This window comes from Paenibacillus sp. FSL K6-2862 (assembly GCF_038005125.1).
Classification (GTDB): Bacteria; Bacillota; Bacilli; order Paenibacillales; family Paenibacillaceae; genus Paenibacillus; species Paenibacillus illinoisensis_A.
In genome coordinates, this window is the sequence record NZ_JBBOSN010000001.1 from 1503295 (window position 1) to 1525654 (window position 22360).

The 22360-nt window shown below is 45.6% G+C and carries 23 protein-coding genes and 1 pseudogene; 14 read left to right on the plus strand and 10 right to left on the minus strand.

Translation table 11 applies throughout. The features are described 5' to 3' along the window. The first annotated feature begins 123 nt into the window (after positions 1-123). Positions 124-807, plus strand: a complete 684-nt coding sequence (locus MHB82_RS06840; RefSeq protein ID WP_110821333.1) for a queuosine precursor transporter — start codon at positions 124-126, stop codon at positions 805-807. 130 nt (positions 808-937) lie between these two features. On the opposite strand, the gene MHB82_RS06845 is transcribed toward MHB82_RS06840, so the two are convergent. Beyond that, the gene (locus MHB82_RS06845) at positions 938-2026 is read right to left on the minus strand and encodes a M24 family metallopeptidase (RefSeq protein WP_341174219.1); all 1089 of its coding nucleotides are present in this window, start codon (positions 2024-2026) and stop codon (positions 938-940) included. 327 nt (positions 2027-2353) lie between these two features. On the opposite strand from MHB82_RS06845, the gene MHB82_RS06850 reads away from it, so the two are divergent. Continuing rightward, on the plus strand, positions 2354-3556 hold the full coding sequence (locus MHB82_RS06850; RefSeq protein ID WP_341174220.1) for a PQQ-dependent sugar dehydrogenase: 1203 nt from the start codon (positions 2354-2356) through the stop codon (positions 3554-3556). A 169-nt stretch (positions 3557-3725) separates the two neighbouring features. Here the strand turns inward: MHB82_RS06850 and MHB82_RS06855 are convergent, their stop codons facing one another. Further along, positions 3726-4457, minus strand: coding sequence for an MBL fold metallo-hydrolase (locus MHB82_RS06855; RefSeq protein WP_341174221.1), 732 nt, complete (start codon positions 4455-4457; stop codon positions 3726-3728). Positions 4458-4508: 51 nt separating this feature from the next. Beyond that, positions 4509-5006 carry a hypothetical protein gene (locus tag MHB82_RS06860; RefSeq protein WP_110821329.1) on the minus strand — a complete coding sequence of 166 codons (498 nt, stop codon included), beginning with the start codon at positions 5004-5006 and terminating at the stop codon, positions 4509-4511. Between the two features lie 137 nt (positions 5007-5143). Here MHB82_RS06860 and MHB82_RS06865 point away from each other — a divergent pair, with 137 nt between their 5' ends. Further along, on the plus strand, positions 5144-6010 hold the full coding sequence (locus MHB82_RS06865) for an SDR family oxidoreductase (RefSeq protein ID WP_095360581.1): 867 nt from the start codon (positions 5144-5146) through the stop codon (positions 6008-6010). 109 nt (positions 6011-6119) lie between these two features. On the opposite strand, the gene thrS is transcribed toward MHB82_RS06865, so the two are convergent. Further along, a complete protein-coding gene (gene thrS, locus MHB82_RS06870) occupies positions 6120-8051 on the minus strand; it encodes a threonine--tRNA ligase (RefSeq protein ID WP_341174222.1) in 1932 nt (643 codons plus the stop codon). A 154-nt stretch (positions 8052-8205) separates the two neighbouring features. On the opposite strand from thrS, the gene MHB82_RS06875 reads away from it, so the two are divergent. Continuing rightward, positions 8206-8424, plus strand: a complete 219-nt coding sequence (locus MHB82_RS06875; RefSeq protein ID WP_341174223.1) for a hypothetical protein — start codon at positions 8206-8208, stop codon at positions 8422-8424. Between the two features lie 89 nt (positions 8425-8513). Here the strand turns inward: MHB82_RS06875 and MHB82_RS06880 are convergent, their stop codons facing one another. Both MHB82_RS06880 and MHB82_RS06885 read right to left on the minus strand, forming a co-directional pair. Further along, on the minus strand, positions 8514-10280 hold the full coding sequence (locus MHB82_RS06880; protein ID WP_341174224.1) for a sensor histidine kinase: 1767 nt from the start codon (positions 10278-10280) through the stop codon (positions 8514-8516). After that, positions 10277-11038, minus strand: a complete 762-nt coding sequence (locus tag MHB82_RS06885) for a response regulator transcription factor (protein WP_341174225.1) — start codon at positions 11036-11038, stop codon at positions 10277-10279. Before MHB82_RS06885 ends, MHB82_RS06880 begins: the two co-directional genes overlap by 4 nt. A 251-nt stretch (positions 11039-11289) precedes the next feature. On the opposite strand from MHB82_RS06885, the gene MHB82_RS06890 reads away from it, so the two are divergent. Both MHB82_RS06890 and MHB82_RS06895 read left to right on the plus strand, forming a co-directional pair. After that, a complete protein-coding gene (locus tag MHB82_RS06890; protein WP_341174226.1) occupies positions 11290-12432 on the plus strand; it encodes a M23 family metallopeptidase in 1143 nt (380 codons plus the stop codon). A gap of 234 nt (positions 12433-12666) precedes the next feature. Continuing rightward, a complete protein-coding gene (locus tag MHB82_RS06895; protein ID WP_095360576.1) occupies positions 12667-12915 on the plus strand; it encodes a hypothetical protein in 249 nt (82 codons plus the stop codon). Between the two features lie 372 nt (positions 12916-13287). On the opposite strand, the gene MHB82_RS06900 is transcribed toward MHB82_RS06895, so the two are convergent. Beyond that, the gene (locus tag MHB82_RS06900) at positions 13288-13539 is read right to left on the minus strand and encodes a hypothetical protein (RefSeq protein ID WP_341174227.1); all 252 of its coding nucleotides are present in this window, start codon (positions 13537-13539) and stop codon (positions 13288-13290) included. Positions 13540-13856: 317 nt separating this feature from the next. Between MHB82_RS06900 and MHB82_RS06905 the strand changes: the two genes are divergently transcribed. Next, positions 13857-14330 carry an HIT family protein gene (locus MHB82_RS06905; RefSeq protein WP_341174228.1) on the plus strand — a complete coding sequence of 158 codons (474 nt, stop codon included), beginning with the start codon at positions 13857-13859 and terminating at the stop codon, positions 14328-14330. 141 nt (positions 14331-14471) lie between these two features. Here MHB82_RS06905 and MHB82_RS06910 read toward each other — a convergent pair whose 3' ends face one another. Continuing rightward, positions 14472-15350, minus strand: coding sequence for a helix-turn-helix transcriptional regulator (locus tag MHB82_RS06910; protein ID WP_110821321.1), 879 nt, complete (start codon positions 15348-15350; stop codon positions 14472-14474). A gap of 120 nt (positions 15351-15470) precedes the next feature. Between MHB82_RS06910 and MHB82_RS06915 the strand changes: the two genes are divergently transcribed. The 3 genes and pseudogenes from MHB82_RS06915 (at position 15471) to MHB82_RS32085 (ending at position 17548) form a co-directional block, all read left to right on the plus strand. Then, a complete protein-coding gene (locus MHB82_RS06915; protein WP_341174229.1) occupies positions 15471-16847 on the plus strand; it encodes an MATE family efflux transporter in 1377 nt (458 codons plus the stop codon). 89 nt (positions 16848-16936) lie between these two features. Next, positions 16937-17098 (plus strand): annotated as a pseudogene (locus tag MHB82_RS32080) (maltose acetyltransferase domain-containing protein); the annotation flags it as partial. 246 nt (positions 17099-17344) lie between these two features. Further along, entirely contained in the window at positions 17345-17548 is a 204-nt protein-coding gene (locus tag MHB82_RS32085) for a hypothetical protein (RefSeq protein ID WP_426642547.1), read from the plus strand. A gap of 331 nt (positions 17549-17879) precedes the next feature. Here MHB82_RS32085 and MHB82_RS06925 read toward each other — a convergent pair whose 3' ends face one another. Together MHB82_RS06925 and MHB82_RS06930 are read right to left on the minus strand one after the other, a co-directional pair. After that, a complete protein-coding gene (locus MHB82_RS06925) occupies positions 17880-18158 on the minus strand; it encodes a GNAT family N-acetyltransferase (protein WP_095360571.1) in 279 nt (92 codons plus the stop codon). Positions 18159-18160: 2 nt separating this feature from the next. Then, complete coding sequence (locus MHB82_RS06930) at positions 18161-18403, minus strand: (4Fe-4S)-binding protein (RefSeq protein WP_110821319.1); 243 nt, start codon at positions 18401-18403, stop codon at positions 18161-18163. Between the two features lie 317 nt (positions 18404-18720). On the opposite strand from MHB82_RS06930, the gene MHB82_RS06935 reads away from it, so the two are divergent. From MHB82_RS06935 to MHB82_RS06950, 4 genes are all read left to right on the plus strand, one after another. After that, positions 18721-19437 carry a class I SAM-dependent methyltransferase gene (locus MHB82_RS06935; RefSeq protein WP_341174231.1) on the plus strand — a complete coding sequence of 239 codons (717 nt, stop codon included), beginning with the start codon at positions 18721-18723 and terminating at the stop codon, positions 19435-19437. Positions 19438-19621: 184 nt separating this feature from the next. Next, positions 19622-20440 carry a MerR family transcriptional regulator gene (locus tag MHB82_RS06940; protein ID WP_341174232.1) on the plus strand — a complete coding sequence of 273 codons (819 nt, stop codon included), beginning with the start codon at positions 19622-19624 and terminating at the stop codon, positions 20438-20440. Positions 20441-20462: 22 nt separating this feature from the next. After that, positions 20463-21641 (plus strand): MFS transporter, encoded by a 1179-nt coding sequence (locus MHB82_RS06945; RefSeq protein WP_341174233.1) that lies wholly within the window; start codon positions 20463-20465, stop codon positions 21639-21641. A 174-nt stretch (positions 21642-21815) separates the two neighbouring features. Continuing rightward, on the plus strand, positions 21816-22262 hold the full coding sequence (locus tag MHB82_RS06950) for a DUF1569 domain-containing protein (RefSeq protein ID WP_341174234.1): 447 nt from the start codon (positions 21816-21818) through the stop codon (positions 22260-22262). Positions 22263-22360 lie beyond the last annotated feature (98 nt).

Consider the following 22360-nt stretch of genomic DNA (forward strand, 5'->3'; position numbering starts at 1 on the left):
TCGTTATTTAGTGCTGTTCAATGGATCGGAAATGTGATAGAGTATTCATGTTTTGGCCCCAGGCCAGACCGCGGTTCGTAACCATCCCGCGTAATCAAAACTAGGAAGGCAGTGTATGTATTTATGTTTAATTTGGGTTGGGGAGCGCTTTTTGTTCTCGTAACGTATGGTTTTTTCCTATTGTGTTACCGACTGTTCGGTAAAAAGGGTCTGTATGCCTGGATTGGTGTGGCTACGGTTATAGCCAACATTCAGGTGACCAAAACGATAGATATTATGGGGATTGTACTGACGCTTGGCAATACGATGTATGTCAGCATGTACCTGACCAGTGACCTTCTCAACGAGAAGTATGGATCGGGTGAAGCACGGAAAGCCGTATGGTTCGGATTCTTCACGCTAATCATGACGACAGTACTGATGCAGATGGTCATATTCTTCGAACCGGCACCGACGGACTTTGCCCAAGATTCGATGAAAACCTTGTTCGGACTGCTGCCACGTCTGGCACTCGGAAGTCTGACAGCGTATTTCATCAGCCAGTTCCTGGATGTGCGACTGTTCAGTATGCTGCGCAAGGTGGCACCTGGACGCAATCAGTTGTGGATTCGTACGAACGGCAGCTCGATCGTCAGTTCCTTTGTGGATACGCTGGTATTCTGCACGATTGCATTTGCGTTTATCTATCCATGGGATGTCTGGCTCGAAATCTTCCTGACAACGTACATTATCAAATTCGTGTTAACTGCGGTAGGTACGCCGTTTCTATATGCAGCACGTAATTTTAAAATCAAGGATGAAGTCTAATCCGATCTCGTCTACATCCGTATTCATTCGAGTATGGTTGTTAGCAACGTAACAAGTCTTAAAACGAGAATAACCCGCAAGCCATAAGGATATGGTTTCGCGGGTTATTTTTAATTGCATATCTTAAAGGTTAGTCTGTCAGGATCTGCAGTTCTTTTGGATAGGAAGTCAGCACTTCAACTCCGGTATCTGTGACAAGAACATCGTCCTCAATTCGTACTCCGCCTGCAGGGGTATAGATGCCTGGTTCAATCGTGAATACGGTGCCTTCCTGCAGAAGATCCATATTCTGTCCATGTAGGGAAGGATACTCGTGCACATCAATTCCGAGACCATGCCCCACACGGTGCATGAAGCGTTCGCCGTATCCGGCATCTTCCGTCACCTGACGTGCTGCACGGTCGATATCGGCACAGGCCACGCCTGGCTTAACTGCGCGAATGGCAGCTTCATTTGCGGCAAGCACGGTATTGTAGATGGTTTTCAGTTCAGGAGAAATGTCACCAAAAGCAAAGGTACGCGTAATATCAGATGCATACCCTGCAGCGTATACGCCCATATCGAACATCAGCAAGTCGCCATGCTGCAGTTTGCGTTCACCCGGTGTACCATGCGGCAGACCTGTCTTGGGTCCGGTAAGCACCATGGTATCGAAGGAAGGACCATCGGCACCCAGTTTTTTCATCTGATATTCCATTTCAGCTACCAGTTCAATCTCGGTTACGCCTGTGCGTACATGAGACAGTCCCTGGCGCAGGGTTTCTTCAATAAGATGAATGGCATGGCGGATGCGGGCTACTTCGTCCGGTGTCTTCTTGACGCGCAGTGTGCGGAGCAGAGGACCGACATCCTCGAAGTTGACTGCACCAAGGGCAGCGGTCAGCTGCTCGTAACGCGCAACGGTGACGTATTCCTTTTCAAGGCCCATCCGGCTGAGACGTCCCTGATAACGTTCGAACAATGCATAGGGATTATCGGTATCCGTATGAGTTGCGATATTGGTTACGGAGGAGGCCGCTGCTGCAGCATCAGCATCCAGGGCAGGCACAATCAGTAAAGGTTCCTCGCCACGGGCGAGAACAAGACCGAGAAAACGTTCATGCGGGTTGCTTGCAAAACCAGTTAAATAGTAGATATGTTTCGGATCTGTAATCAGCATGGCGTCCAATCCTTGCGCAGACAGATCAGCTTCCAGACGGGATAAAGGGCTTTGATTCATATGTGTATAGCTCCACCTTTCAGTTCATTCTATCCTTCTATTATAGAAGAATATTGAAAAATGCCAAAGGGAAGTGACTGAAGGGCTTTATTTATTATGGTCAATTTCCCGTTTAGGCGAACAGAGAGAGGGGTAAATACAGGGCGAAACGCCGTTGAGAATGGTTGACCGATAACGGTACAAATAACGACCTAGAACCCAGTACAAATACAGATATCGGTAGAATTCCGATAGAGGACAGATACTGAGAATAAATATCCTTGAACATATCGCAGCAGCATTTGGCAGATTCGAAATACACTCTATTTAATAGAAGGAGATGAGATGATGAATAACCGAGTAAGTGTTCCACTATACGCTTCGCTGTTAAGTATGGCACTGCTGACGGCCTGTGCTTCAGGCGATCCTTCCACAGAATCGCAGCAGGTGTCTCAAGGTCAAGGCACAGGTCAGGGAGAGACAGCAAATGGAGGCAATGACAAGGCGAGTACCGGGGAAGAAGGACAGGAGAATGCGGTTATCCCGTATCAGGCTTCGGTTCTGGCCACTGGACTGAACGCACCATGGGAACTAATAAGCGTGCCAGACGGACGGATGTTTGTTACGGAGCGTCCTGGAACCATACGGGTCATTAAGGATGGAGAATTACAAACCGAACCACTCATTGCGTTTGAGGCTCCGTTCAATGAAGAGGGAGAAGGGGGCTTGCTCGGTCTGGCTGCAGATCCGGACTTTGAGAATAACGGTTATCTGTACGCCTACCATTCCTATCTTGAAGGAGACGAGATCGCAAATCGGGTATTGCGTTTGAAGGTAAATGGGGATCAAGCCGTGATCGACAAGGAGCTGCTGGGTAAGATCCCTGGCGGAACGAATCATAATGGAGGCCGTATTAAGATTGGTCCGGACAACATGCTCTACATTACAACTGGTGAACGTTATGAACCGGAACTGGCACAGGACAAGGATAGCTTGGGTGGAAAAATATTGCGGATTGGTCTCGATGGATCGATCCCTGAAGATAACCCGTGGCCGAATTCCCCTGTATACAGCATGGGACACCGGAATGCCCAGGGTCTTGCATGGAATCCGGATGATAAGTACCTCTATGCTACTGAGCACGGTCAGCGTAACTACGATGAGATTAACCGGATTGAAGCAGGGGAGAACTATGGCTGGCCTGAAGTTGAAGGCGACGAGGATGACAATGGTACCTACCTGGCTCCGCTTGCTCACAGTGGTGACGAGACATGGGCACCATCGGGTATGGCTTTTATAGAGGAAGGACCGTGGGCGGGTTCACTGCTTGCGGCTAACCTGAGAGGCGAACAATTGCTGCATATTACCCTGTCCGAGGATGGAACACAAGTGGAGAAGGTGGAGCCCATTTTTGAAGATGAGTGGGGACGCATTCGTAACGTGACTGCCGGAGAAGACGGGAAGTTATATATTCTGACGAACAATCGGGACGGACGAGGAACTCCGAGGGATGGGGACGACCACATCATTGTGCTTACACCGGAGAGTTAAGCGCCTGCATCGGGATTCCATTACAAAAAGTGGAGCTCAGCATGCTTCTAATAGAACCCGGATCCTGTTCGTTAAAATAGAAAAAGGGGCGTCCCGTCAAGTTCATGACTTTGGGACAGCCCCTTGATTGTTATATATATGGAAGCACATAGCAGTTGGATACTGCCAATTAATCTGCGCTTTCTGCAAGTTTGGCGATATACTCGCTTGGTTCATTTGTGTATTCGCCGCCATGGTAACAGAGCACTTTGTTCAGTTTAAGGCCGGTCAGTCTTTTCAAACTTCTCAGCGCTTCAGGCATGTCCGGTGTTGCAGGTGGTGCAGGTCCCACTAGCTCATCATCCACGACACGCAGTTCGTCGGCAGCCAGCAGGAATTCCGATTCACGGAAGTACAGGCAGATATGCCCCGGGGTATGTCCAGGTGTATGGATGACCTGAATTCCTCCTTGAAGCGGCAGCATGTCCCCATCTTCCAATATTCTGCTGATCTCGATCTCAGGCAGCTGGGAGAGAAGCTGATCGGCCTGGGCAAGCACGGGTGCGGGAAGCATGGCTCTACGTTCAGGCGTGAACTTGATCAATGGCTTTTCACCTTTAATATAGGGAATCTCATCTGCATGTGCCCAGACCTCAAGTCCGGGTATTGCATCCAGCAGGGCGCCCAGATTACCAATATGGTCAATGTCCTGATGGGTCAAAATGATGCGTTTAACATCTGCCAGCTGTACACCTTCCTTATTCAGTGCGGCTTCCAGACCGGCGAATTGGCCAATCATGCCTGTGTCCACGAGAGTGATGCCGTCCTCATCGCGCAGCATGGCCGGGTAGATTGGGCTGTCTCCCGAAGGTGTAGGGATATTGAGATGCAACACAGTTAAATCTGTTGTCTGATGATTCATAGGTTTCCGGATCGAGTCCGGTCCACCTCCTTTTGATGATATGGCTTGCGCTTATTCTGGACGAAGATATTTTAAGTGTTTTCTGTACTTCTGGATCGTATCCAGCATCGCTTCAAAGGTTTCCTCAGCCCGCATGCCTTCCTTGACGATGGAGTCAAAGGAGAAGTTCTCATGAATGAGCTTGTTCCTCGCCTGGAAGACCTGACTAAGAGCATGTTCCATGTTTTCTTTCCCAGGTTTCAGGGCGATCTGTTGTTTATTTAATTCGGCCTGTATGATCTCCATATTGGACCTTGCACGGTAAGCAGGAGTTTTCATCAGCTCGGTCGAATTAAACTTTTTTTGATAGATGCTTTGATACAGCTGTTTTAACATGTGTTCAAGAATGGAGCAGCATTCAATGACAAGGGATGCATATCTTCGATGTTTACGCTGATCCCATTGCGGTGAATCGAGTTCCTGTCCCATATGATGATACTCTTGTTCCAGTGCCGCGATTTCAAGCTTTGCTTCTTTTTTGATTTTTTTAAAATCGTCTTTGGTCAGCATACCTGTCCTCCCATGGAAACCAAGATGTGATAACTTCATTATCTCATATTGTTACTCGGAGTGCCTCTTTTCCGTGGAAGGCAGGATTCTGTCCATTCATCCAATCATTGAACCCGGGTTCAGAAGGGAAGTATCCGATGTCCATGAAAACAGCCATTGTAACCGGAGCAAATTCCGGCATGGGGCTCGCAACCACCATTCAACTTGCAAGGCAAGGCTATAGGGTGATTATGGCCTGCCGCAGCGAGAAGCGCGGACAGCAGGCTCTGCAAGAGGCCCTGCGCGAGTCAGGCTCTACTGCGATTGAGCTAATCCTGTGTGATCTGGGTTCCACCCAGAGCATCCGCCATTTTGCCCGCTCCTTCCGTGAACGCTACAGTACGCTTGACGTTTTGGTGAATAATGCCGGCGTAGTCATGCTGAAAAGACAGGAGACCTCGGATGGTTTTGAGCAGAGCATCGGAATTAACCATCTGGGACATTTTCTGCTCACATTGCTCTTGATCCAGCCTTTGCAGGCTGCGGAGCAGGGACGAGTCGTGAATGTTTCATCCGGTGCGTACAAAGCAGGCAAGATTCACTTCGACGACCCGCATCTGCAGAAGGGCTATAACCCGATTAAAAGCTATGCTCAGTCCAAGCTGGCCAACGTACTGTTCACCCGTGCGCTGTCCCGCAAAGTGGCGAATAGCCGAGTCACGGTGAATTGTCTGCATCCGGGTGCAGTAGGTACAAGCATCGGCGTGGATCGTAATACCGGTTTTGGTACACGCATCATGGCCTTTATCGGTAAGCTCCCTTTTTTCCTGTCTCCCGAGGAGGGGGCCCAAACGGCGATTTATTTGGCCACCAGCCCGGAAGTAGCAGAAATTACAGGACGTTACTTTTATCAAAAGAAAGAGCAGAAGCTCAAAGCACATGCTGTCGATGATGCTGTGACTGAACGTTTCTGGACATGGAGCGAACAGCAGGTTGGGCTAAAGCCTGATGAAAAATTGGGATGAGCCCAAGCTGAGGTGCAGGATCGGTTCTTCATCTCAGTAAATGATCAAAGGTGATCATAGTACACTCGTCTGCTTATATCATCTGCGTTAACTCGCTATGATAGACATTTTAGGCTTTTGCTTGCACAGCTTGGTGTATTTCCTGGATGAATGATTCAATGCTCTGAACGCCTTGATCTCCCTGGCCGTATGCGCGGACAGAGGCAGACAGGGCGTTTTTCTCATTTTCCCCGAGTACGAGCGAGTAAGGCACTTTTTCCATCTGAGCTTCACGAATTTTGTACCCCAGCTTCTCGCTGCGCAGATCTGTTTCAACCCGAATGCCTGCTGCTCGCAATTGACTCTGTACCTGCATGGCATAATCCGCATAGTGATCGGATACCGGGAGCAGCTTCACCTGAACCGGAGCGAGCCAGAGTGGAAACGCACCCGCATAATGCTCAGTCAGAATGCCTATGAAGCGATCAATGGAGCCGTAGATGGCGCGATGGATCACGACTGGACGGTGTTTCAGGCTGTCCTCGCCAACATAAGTGAGGTCGAATTTCTCCGGCATTTGGAAATCAAGCTGAATTGTTCCGCACTGCCAGCTGCGTTTCAGTGCATCGAGAATATGGAAGTCAATCTTCGGCCCATAAAAGGCTCCGTCTCCTTCATTGATGCGGTATTTCACGCCGCGACGATCCAGTACATTTTGCAGGGCGCGTTCCGCCTGATCCCATAGCTCTTCCGACCCCATGGAGTCTTCAGGACGAGTGGATAGCTCAATTGTGTATTCGAAACCAAAAATATCGTACATACGTCCGATCAGGGATATCGCCTGGTTAATCTCTTCCTCAATCTGTTCCGGCATGACATAGAGATGGGCATCATCCTGACAAAATGTCCGTACCCGCATCATGCCGTTCAGCGCACCCGAGAATTCATGACGGTGAACCTGGCCAAATTCCATCATGCGAATGGGAAGCTCGCGATAGGAATGAAGTGCATTTTTGAAAATCAGCATATGCCCCGGGCAGTTCATCGGCTTCAGAGCAAATGTAGCGTCATCCACTTCTGAGAAATACATATTGTCCTTATAATGCTCCCAATGACCGGATTGCTCCCACAGACGATTGTTCATCATCAGCGGAGTTCGAACTTCCTGATACCCTTCCTGCAGCTGCAGCTCGCGTGAAAATTGCTCCAGCTCTGTACGGATCGTCATGCCTTTCGGGAGATAGAAGGGCATCCCTGGCGCTTCCTCGGAGAACATGAACAGACCCAGCTCTTTGCCGAGCCTGCGATGATCCCGCTTCTTGGCTTCCTCCAGCATGTGCAGGTGATCGTCCAGCTGGGCTTTGCTTGGAAAGGCAGTGCCGTAGATTCGCTGAAGCATTTTGTTGTTCGAATCGCCCCGCCAGTAGGCCCCTGCCACATTGAGCAGCTTGAAGGCTTTGATCCGGCCAGTGGACGGAAGATGTGGGCCACGGCACAGATCAAAAAACTCCCCTTGATCATAGATCGAAAGCTCCGCATCCAGCGGCAAATCATGGATCAGCTCAAGCTTATAAGGATCCTGAATTTCTTCGAACAAGCGAAGGGCTTCCTCACGGCTAACTATCCGGCGGCTGATCTTCTCATTTTCCTGCACAATCTTGTTCATTTCCCGCTCAATGGCAGCCAGATCACTGATGGACAAAGCATGCTCCAGATCCACATCGTAATAAAAGCCATCTTCAATGACGGGGCCAATCCCCAGCTTGACTTGTTCCGCACCGTAGATACGCTTAAGGGCCTGGGCGAGCACATGCGCAGTACTATGACGATAACGATACAGTCCTTCCTCGCTGTCCAGTGTAACAATGACGAGTTCGCAGTCCTGTTCAAGCTTCATGTCCAGATCAACGTTTACACCGTCCATAATGCCTCCGATGGCCTGTTTACCCAAGCTAGTACTGATGGACGAAGCGACTTCTCCGACACTTATGCCTGCCTCGTACGAACGAACTGCTCCACCTTGAAGGCGAATCTCAATAGGGTTACCTTGTTGATTACTCATGCAAACCACTCTCCAATGTTTGAAATGGAAGCGCAAAAAACACCCGTCCCGGAAAAGGGACGAGTGCGCTCAGCTCGTGGTTCCACCCTAATTTGGTTATGAATATCCCCTGCATCGGCCAGCCGCCGCAAAACAGAAAACATCATAACCCTCATTGGGATCCGTTATCGGGGATCAGGCGGTGAACTCTACTGACAACCAGACGGTATTTCCATGGGAAGTCCGCCAAGCTGAGGTTCGAGGTCACGGCTGCAGAGGGGTAATTCCGCTCCGTTCGCTGAAGAAGGTTTCACCAATCCCTTCTCTCTCTGGGCAGCACGCAAACGAAATCATGTCTCTGGTCATCGCCAATATGCAAAGTTATTTAAATTGAAATGAACTTGAGATCCATATCAATATATTGGAACAGGTGTTATTGAGTGTCGATTATATAGACTGAAAATCAAAAGGTCAAGCGGAGTTTTATTTAGCTTTATCCGAATGACGATCAAATATTAATCGTATGGTGGTTCCCTGGTCCAGATGGGATTGAACGTCGATTCGGCCTTTCATGGCCTCAATCAGCCCTTTGGTTACCGCCATGCCGAGGCCTGATCCAACATCGGATGTCGCCGTATCCGTGCCGCGATAGTATCGTTCGAACAGCCTCCATACCGTCTCCTGATCCATTCCGCGGCCATCATCGGCAAATTGAATGATGAAATTGCCGTCCTGCTCACCTGGCTCAACACGAACGGTCAGCTTCGTCTCTGGTGGATTGTGCAGCAGGGCGTTGGCGGTGAGATTATCGACAATTCGTTCGAAGGACGGGATATGGACATAACCATGCACCGCGACTGTGGCAGGTTCGAATGTAATACGGCCTTCTCCATAAGCCGGGTTACGCTCGGCACGATGTACAAGATCTTGAAGTAGCGCATTTACGTCTGTTTGCTCGACAGGAGGTTGGTATCCACCGCTGCGCAGACGGTATGTCATGGACAGGTCGTTCACCAGCCGGTCCATGTACATGGATTTATCCAGCATGATACCCGCAAATTCTCGTATTTCCTCGGATGTCCAGTTGTATTTCTCAGCTTCCAGCATGTGTGCATATCCCTGGATGGATGACAGAGGTGTCTTCAGATCATGAGTTATTCCAGCAATCCACTCCTCGCGCAGAGAGTCGGTCTGTCTGCGGAGTTCTTCATCACGTTTAAGTGTGCTCGACAACGACTGGATAGAGTGCAGCACTTCCGCATATACCCGATATTTTTGACGCCATTTTCCGTTACGCTTCTGGCTGCGTGGCTTGCCCCAGGTGCCAGCCGGTTCTTCGTAGTGTCCATGTTCAAGCCGCTGCAGCCATTGAAGCATATGCAACATGGGATAACCGAAGCGATTGGCATACCAGAATGCAAGCAGCACAAGCAGAATGATGATGGATACCAAAAGGGCTGCCAGGGCAGGACCAAAAATAAAACCGAAGGGATTCTCGTTCATGCCTGCTTGACTGCTGGGAAGAGGAACACTCAGCATCCAGGTCGATTGATCCTGTTCATCATAAAGGGTTACCGTGTTTATTCCATACCTGGTGGGGTATCGTGTGCGCAGAATCAGGTCCTGAATGCTGTAGCTGTCCGGCGTGCCCATTGCAGGTTTGTTGAAAGAAGTAAGGACATGTCCCTGCTCATCCAAAATCTCAAGATAGGCATCCGCCGAGCGAAGGATATCCTGCTGCTCGGTGGGCAGTACCAGCTTGCCGTCGGCATAACTTCCGCTGGTGTAGACTTGATCCAAAAGTGTTACCACCTGATTGCTCTCCCCGTACAGTAGGGTGAAGTTGATCCCCTTTCTTTCCCTTATGAGTAAATAGAGCTGGTAGGGAAAGGGCTTTTTTCCTTCCCAATAGGATAGAAGTTCTCCGGGTTTATAGTGATTCGGGACATCGGAAGGGGTATGAAAGGCATCCACCACACGGCCTTGCTCATCGAGAACCTGCAGCCAGCCGTTGTTCTCCTCCACACGCTTTAGCAGCGCGGGATCATATTGAACGGTACCGTCCGGCAAAATCTCTGCGGTACTGATCAGTTGTTCGAGTCCGACAGAGGCAAAATCTTCAACAAGGCTGGCTTCATTCAACTGTTGGATGACCCAGTATGCGATGCTTCCACCGAGAACCAGGATCAGAATTACAGCACCCGCAAGCAGGCCAATGAACCGTGTCATCAATCTGCGACGGATGCTCATCTTCGGGGCTCCTCCTCGGGCAGAACGAGCTTATATCCCAATCCACGGACATTCACCAGCAGTTCAGGCCTGGAGGGATCGGCTTCAATACGCTCGCGAATTCGGTGAATATGAACCATGACCGTATTGTCGTCACGGATGGCTTCCGATTCCCATACCCGCTCGTACAATTCGGATTTGGTGAAGATGCGATTGGGATGTTTGCAGAAAAAGAGCAGCAGCTGATACACCAGAGCGGGACAGCCTACCAGCTGACCATCAACTCTGAGTTCACCGGCGTGCTCGTTCAACTGAAAGCGTCCGTAATCATAGATCCCTTCCTGCAGGGAAGATGGTGACGTATTTACGTCATGATTCGGAAGTTGTCTACCTGATTCTGTCTGTCTGGGTAAATACCGCTTCAGCAGTGATTTCATTCGTGCGACCACTTCAAGTGGATTAAACGGTTTAACAACATAATCGTCTCCCCCAATTGCGAAGCCGGTCAACTTGTCATAATCAGTTGTTTTGGCAGTTAAAAAGAGAATCGGTGCATCGGTCAATTGGCGCAGAAAAGGACAAATTTCCAGCCCGCTTCTGCCTGGCAGCATGACGTCCAGCACGATGCAGTGATAGGTTTTCTTTTCACAAGCGGCAATCGCTTCTTCACCTGTGGTGACCGTGTCAATATCTACGAATTGCTCCTTGAGCAAAACCGTTTTTAACATATGTAAAATCGCCTGTTCATCATCAACAAGCAGGATTGAAACGTTATCCATGACGTAAGAGATCCTCCTGATTTTTATGAATACATTAGTTGTCGGCTATGATCTTCTGCGTTGGTTTATCTAATCTATCATACCATTCAGAAGGGCGGTGCAGTGTGCCGGTAACCTTAACAGAATCTTAATTATGAAGCAGCAGCATGCCTCAAAGTTATGATAGACGTAAGAGGAGGTTAGACGGAGGATAAGATTGGTTTAGTACACTGGATTGGGAAGAAATCGTTCTACAGAAGGGGTGCAGGGAAGTGAATAGAATTCATAAGGGAAGCAGGAAGCGAGCCAAAATGTTCATTGAAAAGGAACGGATGAAAGCAGGTTATGCTGTGCAAAAAGACTTTTGGAGAAATCATAGGAGCTGGAAGCTGGTTGCCGCAGCACTTGGTGCGTGTGTGCTCTTGTCTGCCTGCGGCACTACAGAATCATCTGACCAGAGGGAACGGCCGTCAGCAGAACAGACTTCCAGTGCGTCGCCAGCCGCAGAAAACACCAATAAAGATGAGACGAACTCAGCAGAGGAGGATGTGATGATTACACCTGAACATTTCATAGATACATTGATGAATGGTTCGAAGGAGGACATTTATAATCAAATGAGCCCGGAACTCAAGGAAACGATATCGCTGGAAGAGTTTAAGACGTCTGTGGACAGCTTCACAGAGGGAGTCACTTCCTGGGAACAGGTTACGAAAGTCAAAATGAACAACCTGATGGAGCATTCCTGGAAGGATCAGACGGGGACCAGAGGAATACAGGCCTATTTTGCCGAAGATCATCAGATTGACGGGCTGTTAATCCAGCCACTTGAAACGTATGAGGAGACGGACAAGGCATTTACCAAGACCGAATTTCAGTTTCCTATGAAGGGGGAATGGTTCGTGTTCTGGGGAGGAAATGATGTGATGTCCAATTATCATTATGCGCATGAAACGCAGCGTTACGCACTGGACATTATTCGCACAAAGGAAGATTCAAGTTATCAAGGGGAGGCCGCTGTGAATGAAAACTATTATGCTTTTGGTGAGCCGCTCTATGCAGCTGCAGATGGGACGGTTGTTGAAGTCAAAAATGACATTCCGGATAACACGCCAGGCGAGATGAATGCTGAAGAGCCGGCAGGGAATGTTGTCGTCATCGATCATGGAAATGGGGAATACAGCATCACCGCACATCTCAAGGAGGGGAGTGCAGCCGTAAAGACAGGGGATAAAGTCAAGCAGGGAGATCTCATCGGGCAGCTTGGTAATTCCGGTAACTCCAGTGAAGCGCATCTGCATTTTCAAGTCTCAGACGGACCAGATCTGTTCACTTCCCGTTCAGTTCAGATCCGTTGGGCAGATCAGAGCCAGGTACTGACACGCGGGAAAACGTTCCAGGGCCTACCTGAATAGCTGGGTCTATTTCTTCGTAGGAGAAGTGGATGGGGGTCCATCTCTGATTAAAAAAATAGAGCTTATGGAATCGTGATCTTAGCTTGAAACATATAATTCATGCAGGCAGCCGGCTAATGCGCCGGCTGTCTTTATGTTAATCAAACGTACAGGTTAGTGCGACTTCCAACTTTTAGATTACATATAATGTAAAGAGGGTTCTAGACATAAATAGATGAAGCGGAGGGATTAGGGTTGAATAGGTATGTGTTACATATCGCTGCAAGTGTAGTTTGCATACTAGCACCTGTTGTTGGTTTCTTATATGAATGGTGGGATAGCTACCAACCCAAAGTAGGACCAGTAGGAGATGGAAAACCGAATTATTATCTTACAATACCTCAATGGATATCTATGGTGTCTTCTTTCACTCTTGGAATGATTAATTTGCCTCTTGCCATAATTTTATACAAACAAAAGATTAATGAAGATATAAAAAAATAGTGCCCATTATGTTAACGGGTAACGAATGTTCAATCAGCACAACGGTAGTTGACTTAAGCTCAGCTGCCGTCGCATATTGAACTAACAAGCAGGGATATAATGGAATGGAAACGAATACATCATTCAACATCGAAAGTTGGATGATTAGTGTGGTTTCAACAACCGAGGATTTAAGTATCGGGTAAAGTTAGCTTAATACGACATTGAAAGCAACTGACACGGTGTGATTAGCTGCTTTTGTTCAACTAACAGGCAGAGTAGCTTAGCAAGACTATACTTTTGTTTTTGGATATTTGACTTTTTTGGAAACAAAGAAGGGGGTCTCTTGGCTAAATATTAGAAAGAGCCTCAAGAACATGGCTCAGTTATCTCCTATCTTTTAATTAGTTCTTTGGGAACTCCCACAGTGACGACTTCAAGCGTCTCATAGTTAATGAGGAGAAACACCTCGGTATCCGTATCTCCTTTCAAATATCCATAAAGCCCAATGTCCGGACCAAGATCGGGCGGATTAAATTTGTGACGTGTAAATTCAACGTTGAGGTCGTATTTTTCTTTAAAATACATTTCTCCTGCATTCATAGCCTTGTTAATGGCTTGAGCTTCTTCTCGAGAATCAGACATGAAGCTACAACCTCCCATGATAAGGACAAAACAAACAATAATAAATATGCTCACAGACTTACTTTTTAGTATAGTTTCCACTCCTTATATTTATCATGATATGGGTATATTACTATATTTTGATTTTAGGAGTAAATATAGTACGTTTTTTGGAAACCTACATTTCTATGAGACGTACATGAAGTATTCTAAGCTTGTATGAAGACATTACGGAGGGATATGTCCTCCCGGAATTGGATCATGGAAAGTGGTCGAGCCTGAAGTTGCCAGTGTCTATTAGTTGATTGGAAAAATAGAAGAGGGGATGCGATATAGAGATGACAGCATTATTTTCACACAAGCCCGAAGGATACGAATGTCCTTTTTGCTGTATTTGGGGTATCAAGAGACCTGACCAGGGAACAAAACAAAGGGATATCATCTATCAGAATGAAAAGGTAACGGCATTTATAGCGGGCAAATGGTGGCCCAACAATAAAGGACATGTTCTTGTGGTGCCCAATCAACATTTCGAGAACATCTATGAGCTGCCTGCAGATTACGCTGCTGAGATTCACCGCGCGGCTCAGCTTACAGCACTTGCGATGAAAAGTACGTATGGATGTGAAGGGATCTCTACAAGGCAGCACAATGAACCAGCTGGCAATCAAGACGTGTGGCATTATCATCTCCATGTTTACCCTAGATATAGGAATGATCAGCTTTATCTGTCGAAGGGTTCACAGTCCGATCCTGAAGAGCGCTCGTTCTATGCTGACAAGTTACGTTCTTGGATAAAGGAAAACATCTAAGGTCATGAGTCTTCAAGCGGTTATACAGCACCATGTTCTTCTTAAACGGAGGATACGGTGCTGTTTCTGTATCTTCGATCCGGTCTTTACATTCGTAGCATTTTGAGTGTCTTTTTATTTACCTGATTCATGTTGGGGTGGTTATTCGTTAGCTTGTTTTCGATAATGTTGCGGAACTACCCCCATCTGTTTGCGGAAAATCGATGAAAAATAACTAGCACTTTGAAAACCGCAGGCAAGTGCAATTTCACTTATAGATCGTTGTGTCTCTTTTAACATTTCGCAACTTTTTTGAAGGCGATATTGAGTGACATAATTGTTGGGTGTCTGACCTACATACTTGTTAAACAATGTACAACACCGACTTCTGCAAACGGCTCCTGCAGAGGCGATCTCCTCAAGCGTTATTTTTTGATCATAGTTTTGATGAATGAAACGTGTCATTTCTTGAACATGCATCAATACTCCAGGTTGCCCAGTGCTTGGTTGTAAATGATCCCCTATCGTTGCACACAAAAATAAAGCTTGCGATGCCAGACGAAGGGGATTGAGAGGAGTGTGTGTTTTATGCATTTCCTGATAGATTTCTTGAATGGACCGTAATATGCTTCGTTGCCAATCCACCTGATCTGTAAGGACTAGAAAATCAGCCATCGTCAAACCAAACTTTTCTCCCCAGTAGGATTGAATATATGAAGTCTTCTCGCCAAGGATAGAGGGATGAATGACGACGACAAGAAATAAACAATCGTTTTGGTCTGCAAGAGAATAACCGTAATGCAAACGCTGGCTATTCACAAAAAGTCCATCACCTTGATGCAATCGAGTAATAGTTCCATTAACAGAGAAATCCATCGATCCTTGCAATACATAGATAAACTCGATGTCCACATGCCAGTGCGCTACTGCTGCATAATTGTTAAATTGATGTAGGCTTCCCTTCCGGACATAGAGCGGTAAATCAGGAAGGTTATAATCCAAACGTTCGGATAAATCAGAAAACACCTCTAAATTTGTCATCAAAGAGACCGTCCTTTGAAAATATACGATTTTTATAAAATTATAGCCAATATTGATGGATACAACAACGATATTATCCTATCCTTATATTGTGAAATCAGCCGAGAGGACAGGATATAGGTGAGAAACCGCATTCAACATCTGGGATCTGGCAATCGTGATTTTAATCGGGAGTTAATGACGCTCGTCATTCCCATTGCGTTACAAAATTTAATATCAGCAACCGTAATATCTGTTGATGTACTTATGCTGGGGATGATTAGTCAATCTGCAATGTCAGCTGTATCACTCGCAGGGCAAATTACTTTTGCATTATCCTTGTTTTATATGGGGATGTCAGCGGGAGCTAGTATCCTCACTGCGCAATACTGGGGGAAGAAAGATACTTCGACCATACAGCGCATTTTGAGCATCGCCTGTATGTTTTCCTTTGGTGTCTCCATTTTGTTTTTCTTATCTTCCTTCTTTCTGCCAGATACACTTATGCGTTTATTCACTAATGATGCCGAACTGATTCAATACGGCTCAAGGTTTTTACAAATGAATTCCTTTTCTTATCTTGTGATGGGAATATCACAGATGTATCTCAGTGTGATTCGAAGTATGGAGAATGCAAAACTTAGTGCGTGGATTAGTTCCTTAGGTTTGATTTTAAACATTTTGCTCAATACCATTTGCATTTTTGTATTATTCCCATCCAGACCCGAAGTGGCCATATCTGCGGTAGCGCTTGCCACTGTATTAGCGAGGGTTGTTGAACTAACCTGCTGCATACTTCACTCTATCATCAAAGGACCCATTCGTTTTCGATTACCCGTACGGGATAGCATTCAACGAAATCTATTAAAGGATTTCTTGAAGTATACGCTGCCTGTGCAGGGGAATTATATGGTCTGGGGAGGGGCACTTACCGCTACTGCTGCAATAATAGGCCATGTGAACTCCGATCTGGTAGCCGCAAATTCAATAGCGTCTGTAGTTAAAAATCTGGCAGTGGTTCTCTGTGGAGGCATCGCTACTGGGGGCTCTGTACTTGTTGGGAAGTATTTGGGACAAGGTGAATTGGAGAAAGCAAAATATGCTGGCAACAAAATGTGTTTTTATGCTTTATGGTTTGGAGTGATTGCCGGCTGCATGATTCTGCTCATTAAACCGTTGGTATATTCCGTTGCGAATTTGAATGCAACTGCTCAGAGTTACCTAGATGGCATGCTGTACATTAGTGCGTATTATTGTATAGCCAAATCAATAAACTCTACAACGATAGCGGGTATATTCACGGCTGGTGGTGATTCCAAATTTGGATTTTGGTGTGACACCGTTGTCATGTGGTTCATCATTCTGCCGCTTAGTTACCTAAGTGCATTTGTGTGGCATGTACCGCCGATTCTACTGTATACCTTCATCAGCTTAGACGAGATCATTAAACTACCCATTGCTTTAATGCGATACCGACAGTATAAGTGGCTGAATAATCTAACCAGAAACTTTGCCTAAACCTGATCAAAACGGAGAGGTTCGCAAGGTTACTTTAATAACTCTAACGCAAGTATAAAGGAGAATATAGTATGAATATTCAAGAACGAATGGCCAGCAAGCAATTATTCACCGATGATGATACTAATTATCCGAAAGAGGCTGAGGAGTTGGCAAAAGCACGCCAGCGTGGTAAGGCGATATGCTATGAAATTAATCAATTGCATCCGGATGATGTTGTAAAGCGCAAAATGTTATTGAAACAACTATTTGGAAGTATCGGAGAACATGTATGGTTGGAGCCTCCCATTCGCATGTCGTACGGTTCCAATACGACTGTAGGAAATAATGTGTATATTAACTTCAATCTAACGGTGGTTGATGACTACAAAGTTACGATTGGTAATGATGTCATGTTTGGTCCGAATGTTACGATTGCTGTAACGAATCATCCTGTACACCCAGAAAAGCGCAAAGAAGGCGGGATGTTTGCATTACCCGTGGTCATTGAGGATGGGGTGTGGGTCGGGAGCGGAGCGATTATTGTACCAGGAGTCACGATTGGTAAAGGGAGTGTCATCGGTGCTGGGAGTGTAGTAACCAAGGATATTCCTGCGAATGTAATTGCTGTTGGGAATCCATGCAAAGTTCTTCGTAAGATTACGGATCATGATAAAGAGTTCTACTATAAAGATATGCGTTTTGATCAAGTTGAATGGTAAAAGAGTGGACAATCGTTTAGATTACGGCTTATCTAAAAGCCATATAGAACCAGAGGATTTTCGAACATCCATCTATTAGAGAGGAGTTTTCCGTTGGTTATCATTTATTTTATTATTACAATAGTCTCTCTGTATTTTGTCATATCAGCCATTGTGCATTCGCGTTCCACCCACGTGGTAGCAAATAGAATGAAAAAACAATTTGAACATTACTTTCATGAAGATGCCCACCAAAATGACAGGAGCAGTTAATGCAAAAGAGCCAGAGGGGACGAAGAGATCTCGTACTCTCAGGCTCTTTTCTCATAATATGGTCATCATTCAATGGTTATTAATTGAGAACATCCGCATATTCAGGGATGCGGTCGAAACGTCCCTTAGCAAACGGGCACAAAGGTAAAATCTTAATACCGTTTTCCCGTGCGTATTCCACCATAGCTTTGAGCAGCTTGTCGCCAAGCCCTTGTCCCCGGTAAGCATTTTCAACCAACGTGTGATCAATAATGTACAGCTCTGGACTTGAGATTACATATGTCATTACCGCAGCAATGTCACCATTATCTTGAATAAGAAATCTTTTATTAGCAGGTTCATGTTCTACATGATGCATGTTCATCCCTCTTTCCTTGTTAGATATTCATCGTCCAGACGTTTATACGTCAATGCTCCACTTGGACATGTGTCAATATGCCGGGCAATGGCCTCTGAAGTGTCGCCATCGGGATTAACCCAAGGACGTTTGCTCAAATCAAACACAGCAGGGAGGCCCTTTACGCAAATACCGGAATGAATGCATACCTCAGAATCAAACATTACTTCGATATCTTTACCATAGTACAACTTCTGTTTACTCATCGTTCATTCACATCTTTCACTTTTGAGTTTGTTTATAGACAAGATTCATACTTCGAAAGCGAACATTCTGAACCGACATGGCATTGGCAACCGTGGCCAGCAATTTTTGGCTTGGCTCTCGATGTCCGAATTATAATGAGGAAATAGGGATTAGTCAACGTGAAGAATCTCCTAATGTTTCCGTGCATTCCTTGTGATTGGTTGCTATTATTCATCTAACGGGCAGATAAAATGAACCATTTCAGGAATATCCGTTTATACTTATGTAAAATCCAGATTCATCGCAAAAACGATATAGAAAGTGGGAAACAATATTTATGATTCCATTAGTATATGACCAGATTAACCTTTGGGGAAAAGATGATGAATTTTTCCTTGCATTGCTTAAGAGATTGAAGGTGGAGTCTATAGCTGACTTAGGCTGTGGAACAGGAAGGTGGACTACACATCTTGCTCAAAATGGATATACAATCACAGCCATCGATCCCCATGAAGAAGCGATTAAACTGGCGAGAAGTAAGGATGATTCAGGCCATGTGAACTGGATTGTAGGAGACAGCTCCAATTTACAAACCAATACGTATGACGCGGTTATTATGACTGCTAATGTTGCACAGGTATTTCTTACAGATGATAGTTGGAAACAAGTGATCTCAGACGTATTCCGATCTCTGAAAGCTGGGGGTCATTTTATTTTTGATACAAGAAATCCTCTGGTAAAAGTGTGGGAAGAGTGGGAGAAGGATATGAGTCCTGGTGTAGCCGAAGACAGGCTAAGTGGAGATACCCTTGAAATCTATACAGAATATGAGGGGTTTGAGCAAGATGTTTATACGTTCTATGAAACTGTGAAAAATACAAAAACAAATGAAGTCCTTGTCCATGAAAAAATGCAGATACGATTTCGAAAGCAAGGAGAATTGGATGAGTCACTGAAACAAGCCGGTTTTTCGAAAATTGAAACATATGGGGATTGGGAATTTAAATACGCAAATGCTGAAAGTCGATCTTTTATTTTTCATTGTGTAAAATAGAGTTATTGAAAAGCACAATTATAGTGATCGCTAAAAAGGATAGCACCTTTTACATGACAAAGCAGCTGATCAACATGATCGGCTGCTTTTGTTCGACTAAAATAAAAAATGCATTCACTTCCTTGACTTTCCCCTGCACAGGAAACTGTATACTCACCTTAAGTTATCGATTGGAGATGATATGTTGTTTAAAATCAGTGCATTTTCCAGGTTAAGCAAGGTCTCTCTTAAAACCCTGCGTTACTACGACCAGATTGGCATACTCAAGCCAAGAAAAGTAGATCACCATACGGGATATCGTTACTATTCCGCAGATCAGCTTCTGGAGCTCAACCGGATTTTGATGTATAAGGAGTTGGGTTTTACATTACCTCAGATTACACAGCTGATCAAGGAAGATATCACATTGGAGAACATTCAAGGCATGTTTAGGCTGAAAAGAAGCGAAATCCAGCAAATCATTGATACGGAACAAGCGAAACTTGTCAGGATTGAAGAGCGCATGCAGCTCATCGAAAGGGAGGGGCAATTCGAAACGGGTCAAGACATCCGAATCAAAGCAGAAGCTGCTCAAACCTTCCTTTATCAAAAAGCATACGGAAGAGAAGATGACATACCAGAATTATTTCGTCAATTCGATCTGTTAGTAACAACCGAATTGCGGCAGCAGATTCAAGGCCCTCAGGTTGTGTTGTGGAAAGACGTCGACGGAAAAGAAGATGAGTTTGAGTTTGAAGTGGGATATTTTTTAACCTGTGAGCTTCAATCCTCTCCAGAGCCATTTCAGCTGCGAATAATTCCTCCTGAACCGATGATGGCCACAATGGCTTTTCATTCCGATTCCAAATTTGATGGTGCGGCCTGTGTGCATTTAGCGAAATGGATCGAAAATAATAACTATCAGATCAAGGAAAGCGAACCGGGCAGGGAACTGTATTTACCGTTATCTCCGGAACGAGATGCAAAATTGATTGAGATACAAATTCCAATACGAAATAGTTAATGAGAAGGTGGAGTGGTGTGAAATGAAAAATAAAGGCATCATCTATGTCCTGGCACTGGCTGTTTTTTTGATCGGGACCATTGAATATATCATTACGGGTGTTATTGAAATGATGGCCATGGACCTAAGGGTATCTACTTCCGAAGCTGGGTTACTAGTCACGGTGTTTGCTCTCGCTGCGGCCATTGTTTCCCCGATATTGATCACACTTACGATTAATGCAGATCGCAAAACATTACTAATGACAACCCTCGGTGTATTTATTGTCAGCAACGGACTCATGTTTGCAGATGTTGCTTATGAGGCATTGTTATGGATACGTGTAATCCAGGGAGCTAGTGGAGGGATGGCTACTGTTGTCGCTATGGCCGTAGCAACTCGACTGGTTGAGAAGGAAAAAAGGGGCAATGCCATCGGGATCATTTTGATGGGGCTTAGCAGCGCGTTAGTGCTCGGTGTCCCTATAGGCACATTTTTTAGTGAGATGTTCGGCTGGAGAGTCTTGTTTATTCTAATTGGTGTATTAAGTATTCTTCCATTACTAGTCATCTATAAAATGGTTCCAGCCATAAAAGAAGAAGAAAAGGTTACCCTTGGTATGCAGCTCTCTATTCTCAAAAACCCGACTATTCTGATGTCTTTGATAGTGACATTGTTGTATGTCGGCGGTTACGCCACACTATTTACTTATATTACGCCATTCTTGCAAGAGACATCCTCTCTTACCATGACCGAGATTAGTGCTGTTCTATTTTTTGCAGGTATTTGCAGCTTTGTAGGATCAAGAGTAGGTGGACATTTGGCAGATGCCAAGGGCACCAAATTCACCATTCTTCTCGGGCTTTTGTTACAGGGGGTCACGCTCCTTATGTTCGCCCTAGCGGGTGTCCATCTCCTGGCATTCATCTTGATTTTGATGATTTTTATGCTATCAACATGGAGTATCTCCCCAGCCCAGCAGCTATACTTAGTTACTCTAGCGCCTCGAAATCCAGACATTGCTCTTAGCGTAAATACGTCATTCATTCAATTTGGTTTTGCACTGGGATCTGCTGTAGGCGGTCTCGTCATTCGCAGTACGTCTGTCCTGTATCTGAACTGGTTGGGATTTGCCGCTGTCGGCATAGCTTTACTTCTGGCTATCTTACTGTTTAATAGAGCGAACAGTAGTAAGGCGGAGACGCCTATGGTGACTAAATAAGAGAAGAACTGGACTTCCGCGATAGCTCAATAACAATAGGAAGCAGCCGATCATTGTGATTGGCTGTTTTAATCATTAAAGGGTGGGCTGGTTTAATCCACATTCCACTTGAATAATATGGTAATATTTTATTGTGGATTCTTTTCTTGTAAAGGTTAGGAGGCTTATGTCTTAGTGAAAACAATTTTTGATCTATCGGCTGCAAAAGAAATCTTGGGACGCATTGATCAATTAAACCAAGATGTTCAACCTGGGTGGGGGCGTATGAATGCTGCTCAAATGCTTGCTCATTGCTCTTCATTTCAAGACATAGCAACGGGAAAAGCCCGTTCCTCAAGAAGCTTGCTAGGCATACTGGTCGGAAAGTTTGCAAAACCCATTTTTTATAATGACAAGCCACTTCCCCGCAATATGTCTACGATTCCAAGCATGATGATTGTGGATACAAGAGAGTTTGAAGTAGAAAAAGAAAAGCTAAAACAAAACATCATGACGTTGCAACGTGAAGGTTTCAAAAATGGTGCAGTTCCTCATCCTTTTTTTGGAAGATTTACTTCCGAGGAATGGGGCAAAGGAATCTACAAGCACTTGGACCACCATCTGAAGCAATTTGGCGTTTGAGAAGTGAGGAAAAGGGCTGAGCGCTGGTAGTTTGACGAGCCAACTAGGGATAAGATATTGGAATAGGATGAACTGAGGCAGCTATAAGAGGTTAGTTA

Coding starts and splice junctions, on each gene's coding strand:
- MHB82_RS06840 (WP_110821333.1), top strand. CDS start 124: ATGTTTAATTTGGGTTGGGGAGCGCTTTTTGTTCTCGTAACGTATGGT.
- MHB82_RS06845 (WP_341174219.1), bottom strand. CDS start 2,026: ATGAATCAAAGCCCTTTATCCCGTCTGGAAGCTGATCTGTCTGCGCAA.
- MHB82_RS06850 (WP_341174220.1), top strand. CDS start 2,354: ATGAATAACCGAGTAAGTGTTCCACTATACGCTTCGCTGTTAAGTATG.
- MHB82_RS06855 (WP_341174221.1), bottom strand. CDS start 4,457: ATGAATCATCAGACAACAGATTTAACTGTGTTGCATCTCAATATCCCT.
- MHB82_RS06860 (WP_110821329.1), bottom strand. CDS start 5,006: ATGCTGACCAAAGACGATTTTAAAAAAATCAAAAAAGAAGCAAAGCTT.
- MHB82_RS06865 (WP_095360581.1), top strand. CDS start 5,144: ATGTCCATGAAAACAGCCATTGTAACCGGAGCAAATTCCGGCATGGGG.
- thrS (WP_341174222.1), bottom strand. CDS start 8,051: ATGAGTAATCAACAAGGTAACCCTATTGAGATTCGCCTTCAAGGTGGA.
- MHB82_RS06880 (WP_341174224.1), bottom strand. CDS start 10,280: ATGAGCATCCGTCGCAGATTGATGACACGGTTCATTGGCCTGCTTGCG.
- MHB82_RS06885 (WP_341174225.1), bottom strand. CDS start 11,038: ATGGATAACGTTTCAATCCTGCTTGTTGATGATGAACAGGCGATTTTA.
- MHB82_RS06900 (WP_341174227.1), bottom strand. CDS start 13,539: ATGTCTGATTCTCGAGAAGAAGCTCAAGCCATTAACAAGGCTATGAAT.
- MHB82_RS06905 (WP_341174228.1), top strand. CDS start 13,857: ATGACAGCATTATTTTCACACAAGCCCGAAGGATACGAATGTCCTTTT.
- MHB82_RS06910 (WP_110821321.1), bottom strand. CDS start 15,350: ATGACAAATTTAGAGGTGTTTTCTGATTTATCCGAACGTTTGGATTAT.
- MHB82_RS06925 (WP_095360571.1), bottom strand. CDS start 18,158: ATGCATCATGTAGAACATGAACCTGCTAATAAAAGATTTCTTATTCAA.
- MHB82_RS06930 (WP_110821319.1), bottom strand. CDS start 18,403: ATGAGTAAACAGAAGTTGTACTATGGTAAAGATATCGAAGTAATGTTT.
- MHB82_RS06935 (WP_341174231.1), top strand. CDS start 18,721: ATGATTCCATTAGTATATGACCAGATTAACCTTTGGGGAAAAGATGAT.
- MHB82_RS06945 (WP_341174233.1), top strand. CDS start 20,463: ATGAAAAATAAAGGCATCATCTATGTCCTGGCACTGGCTGTTTTTTTG.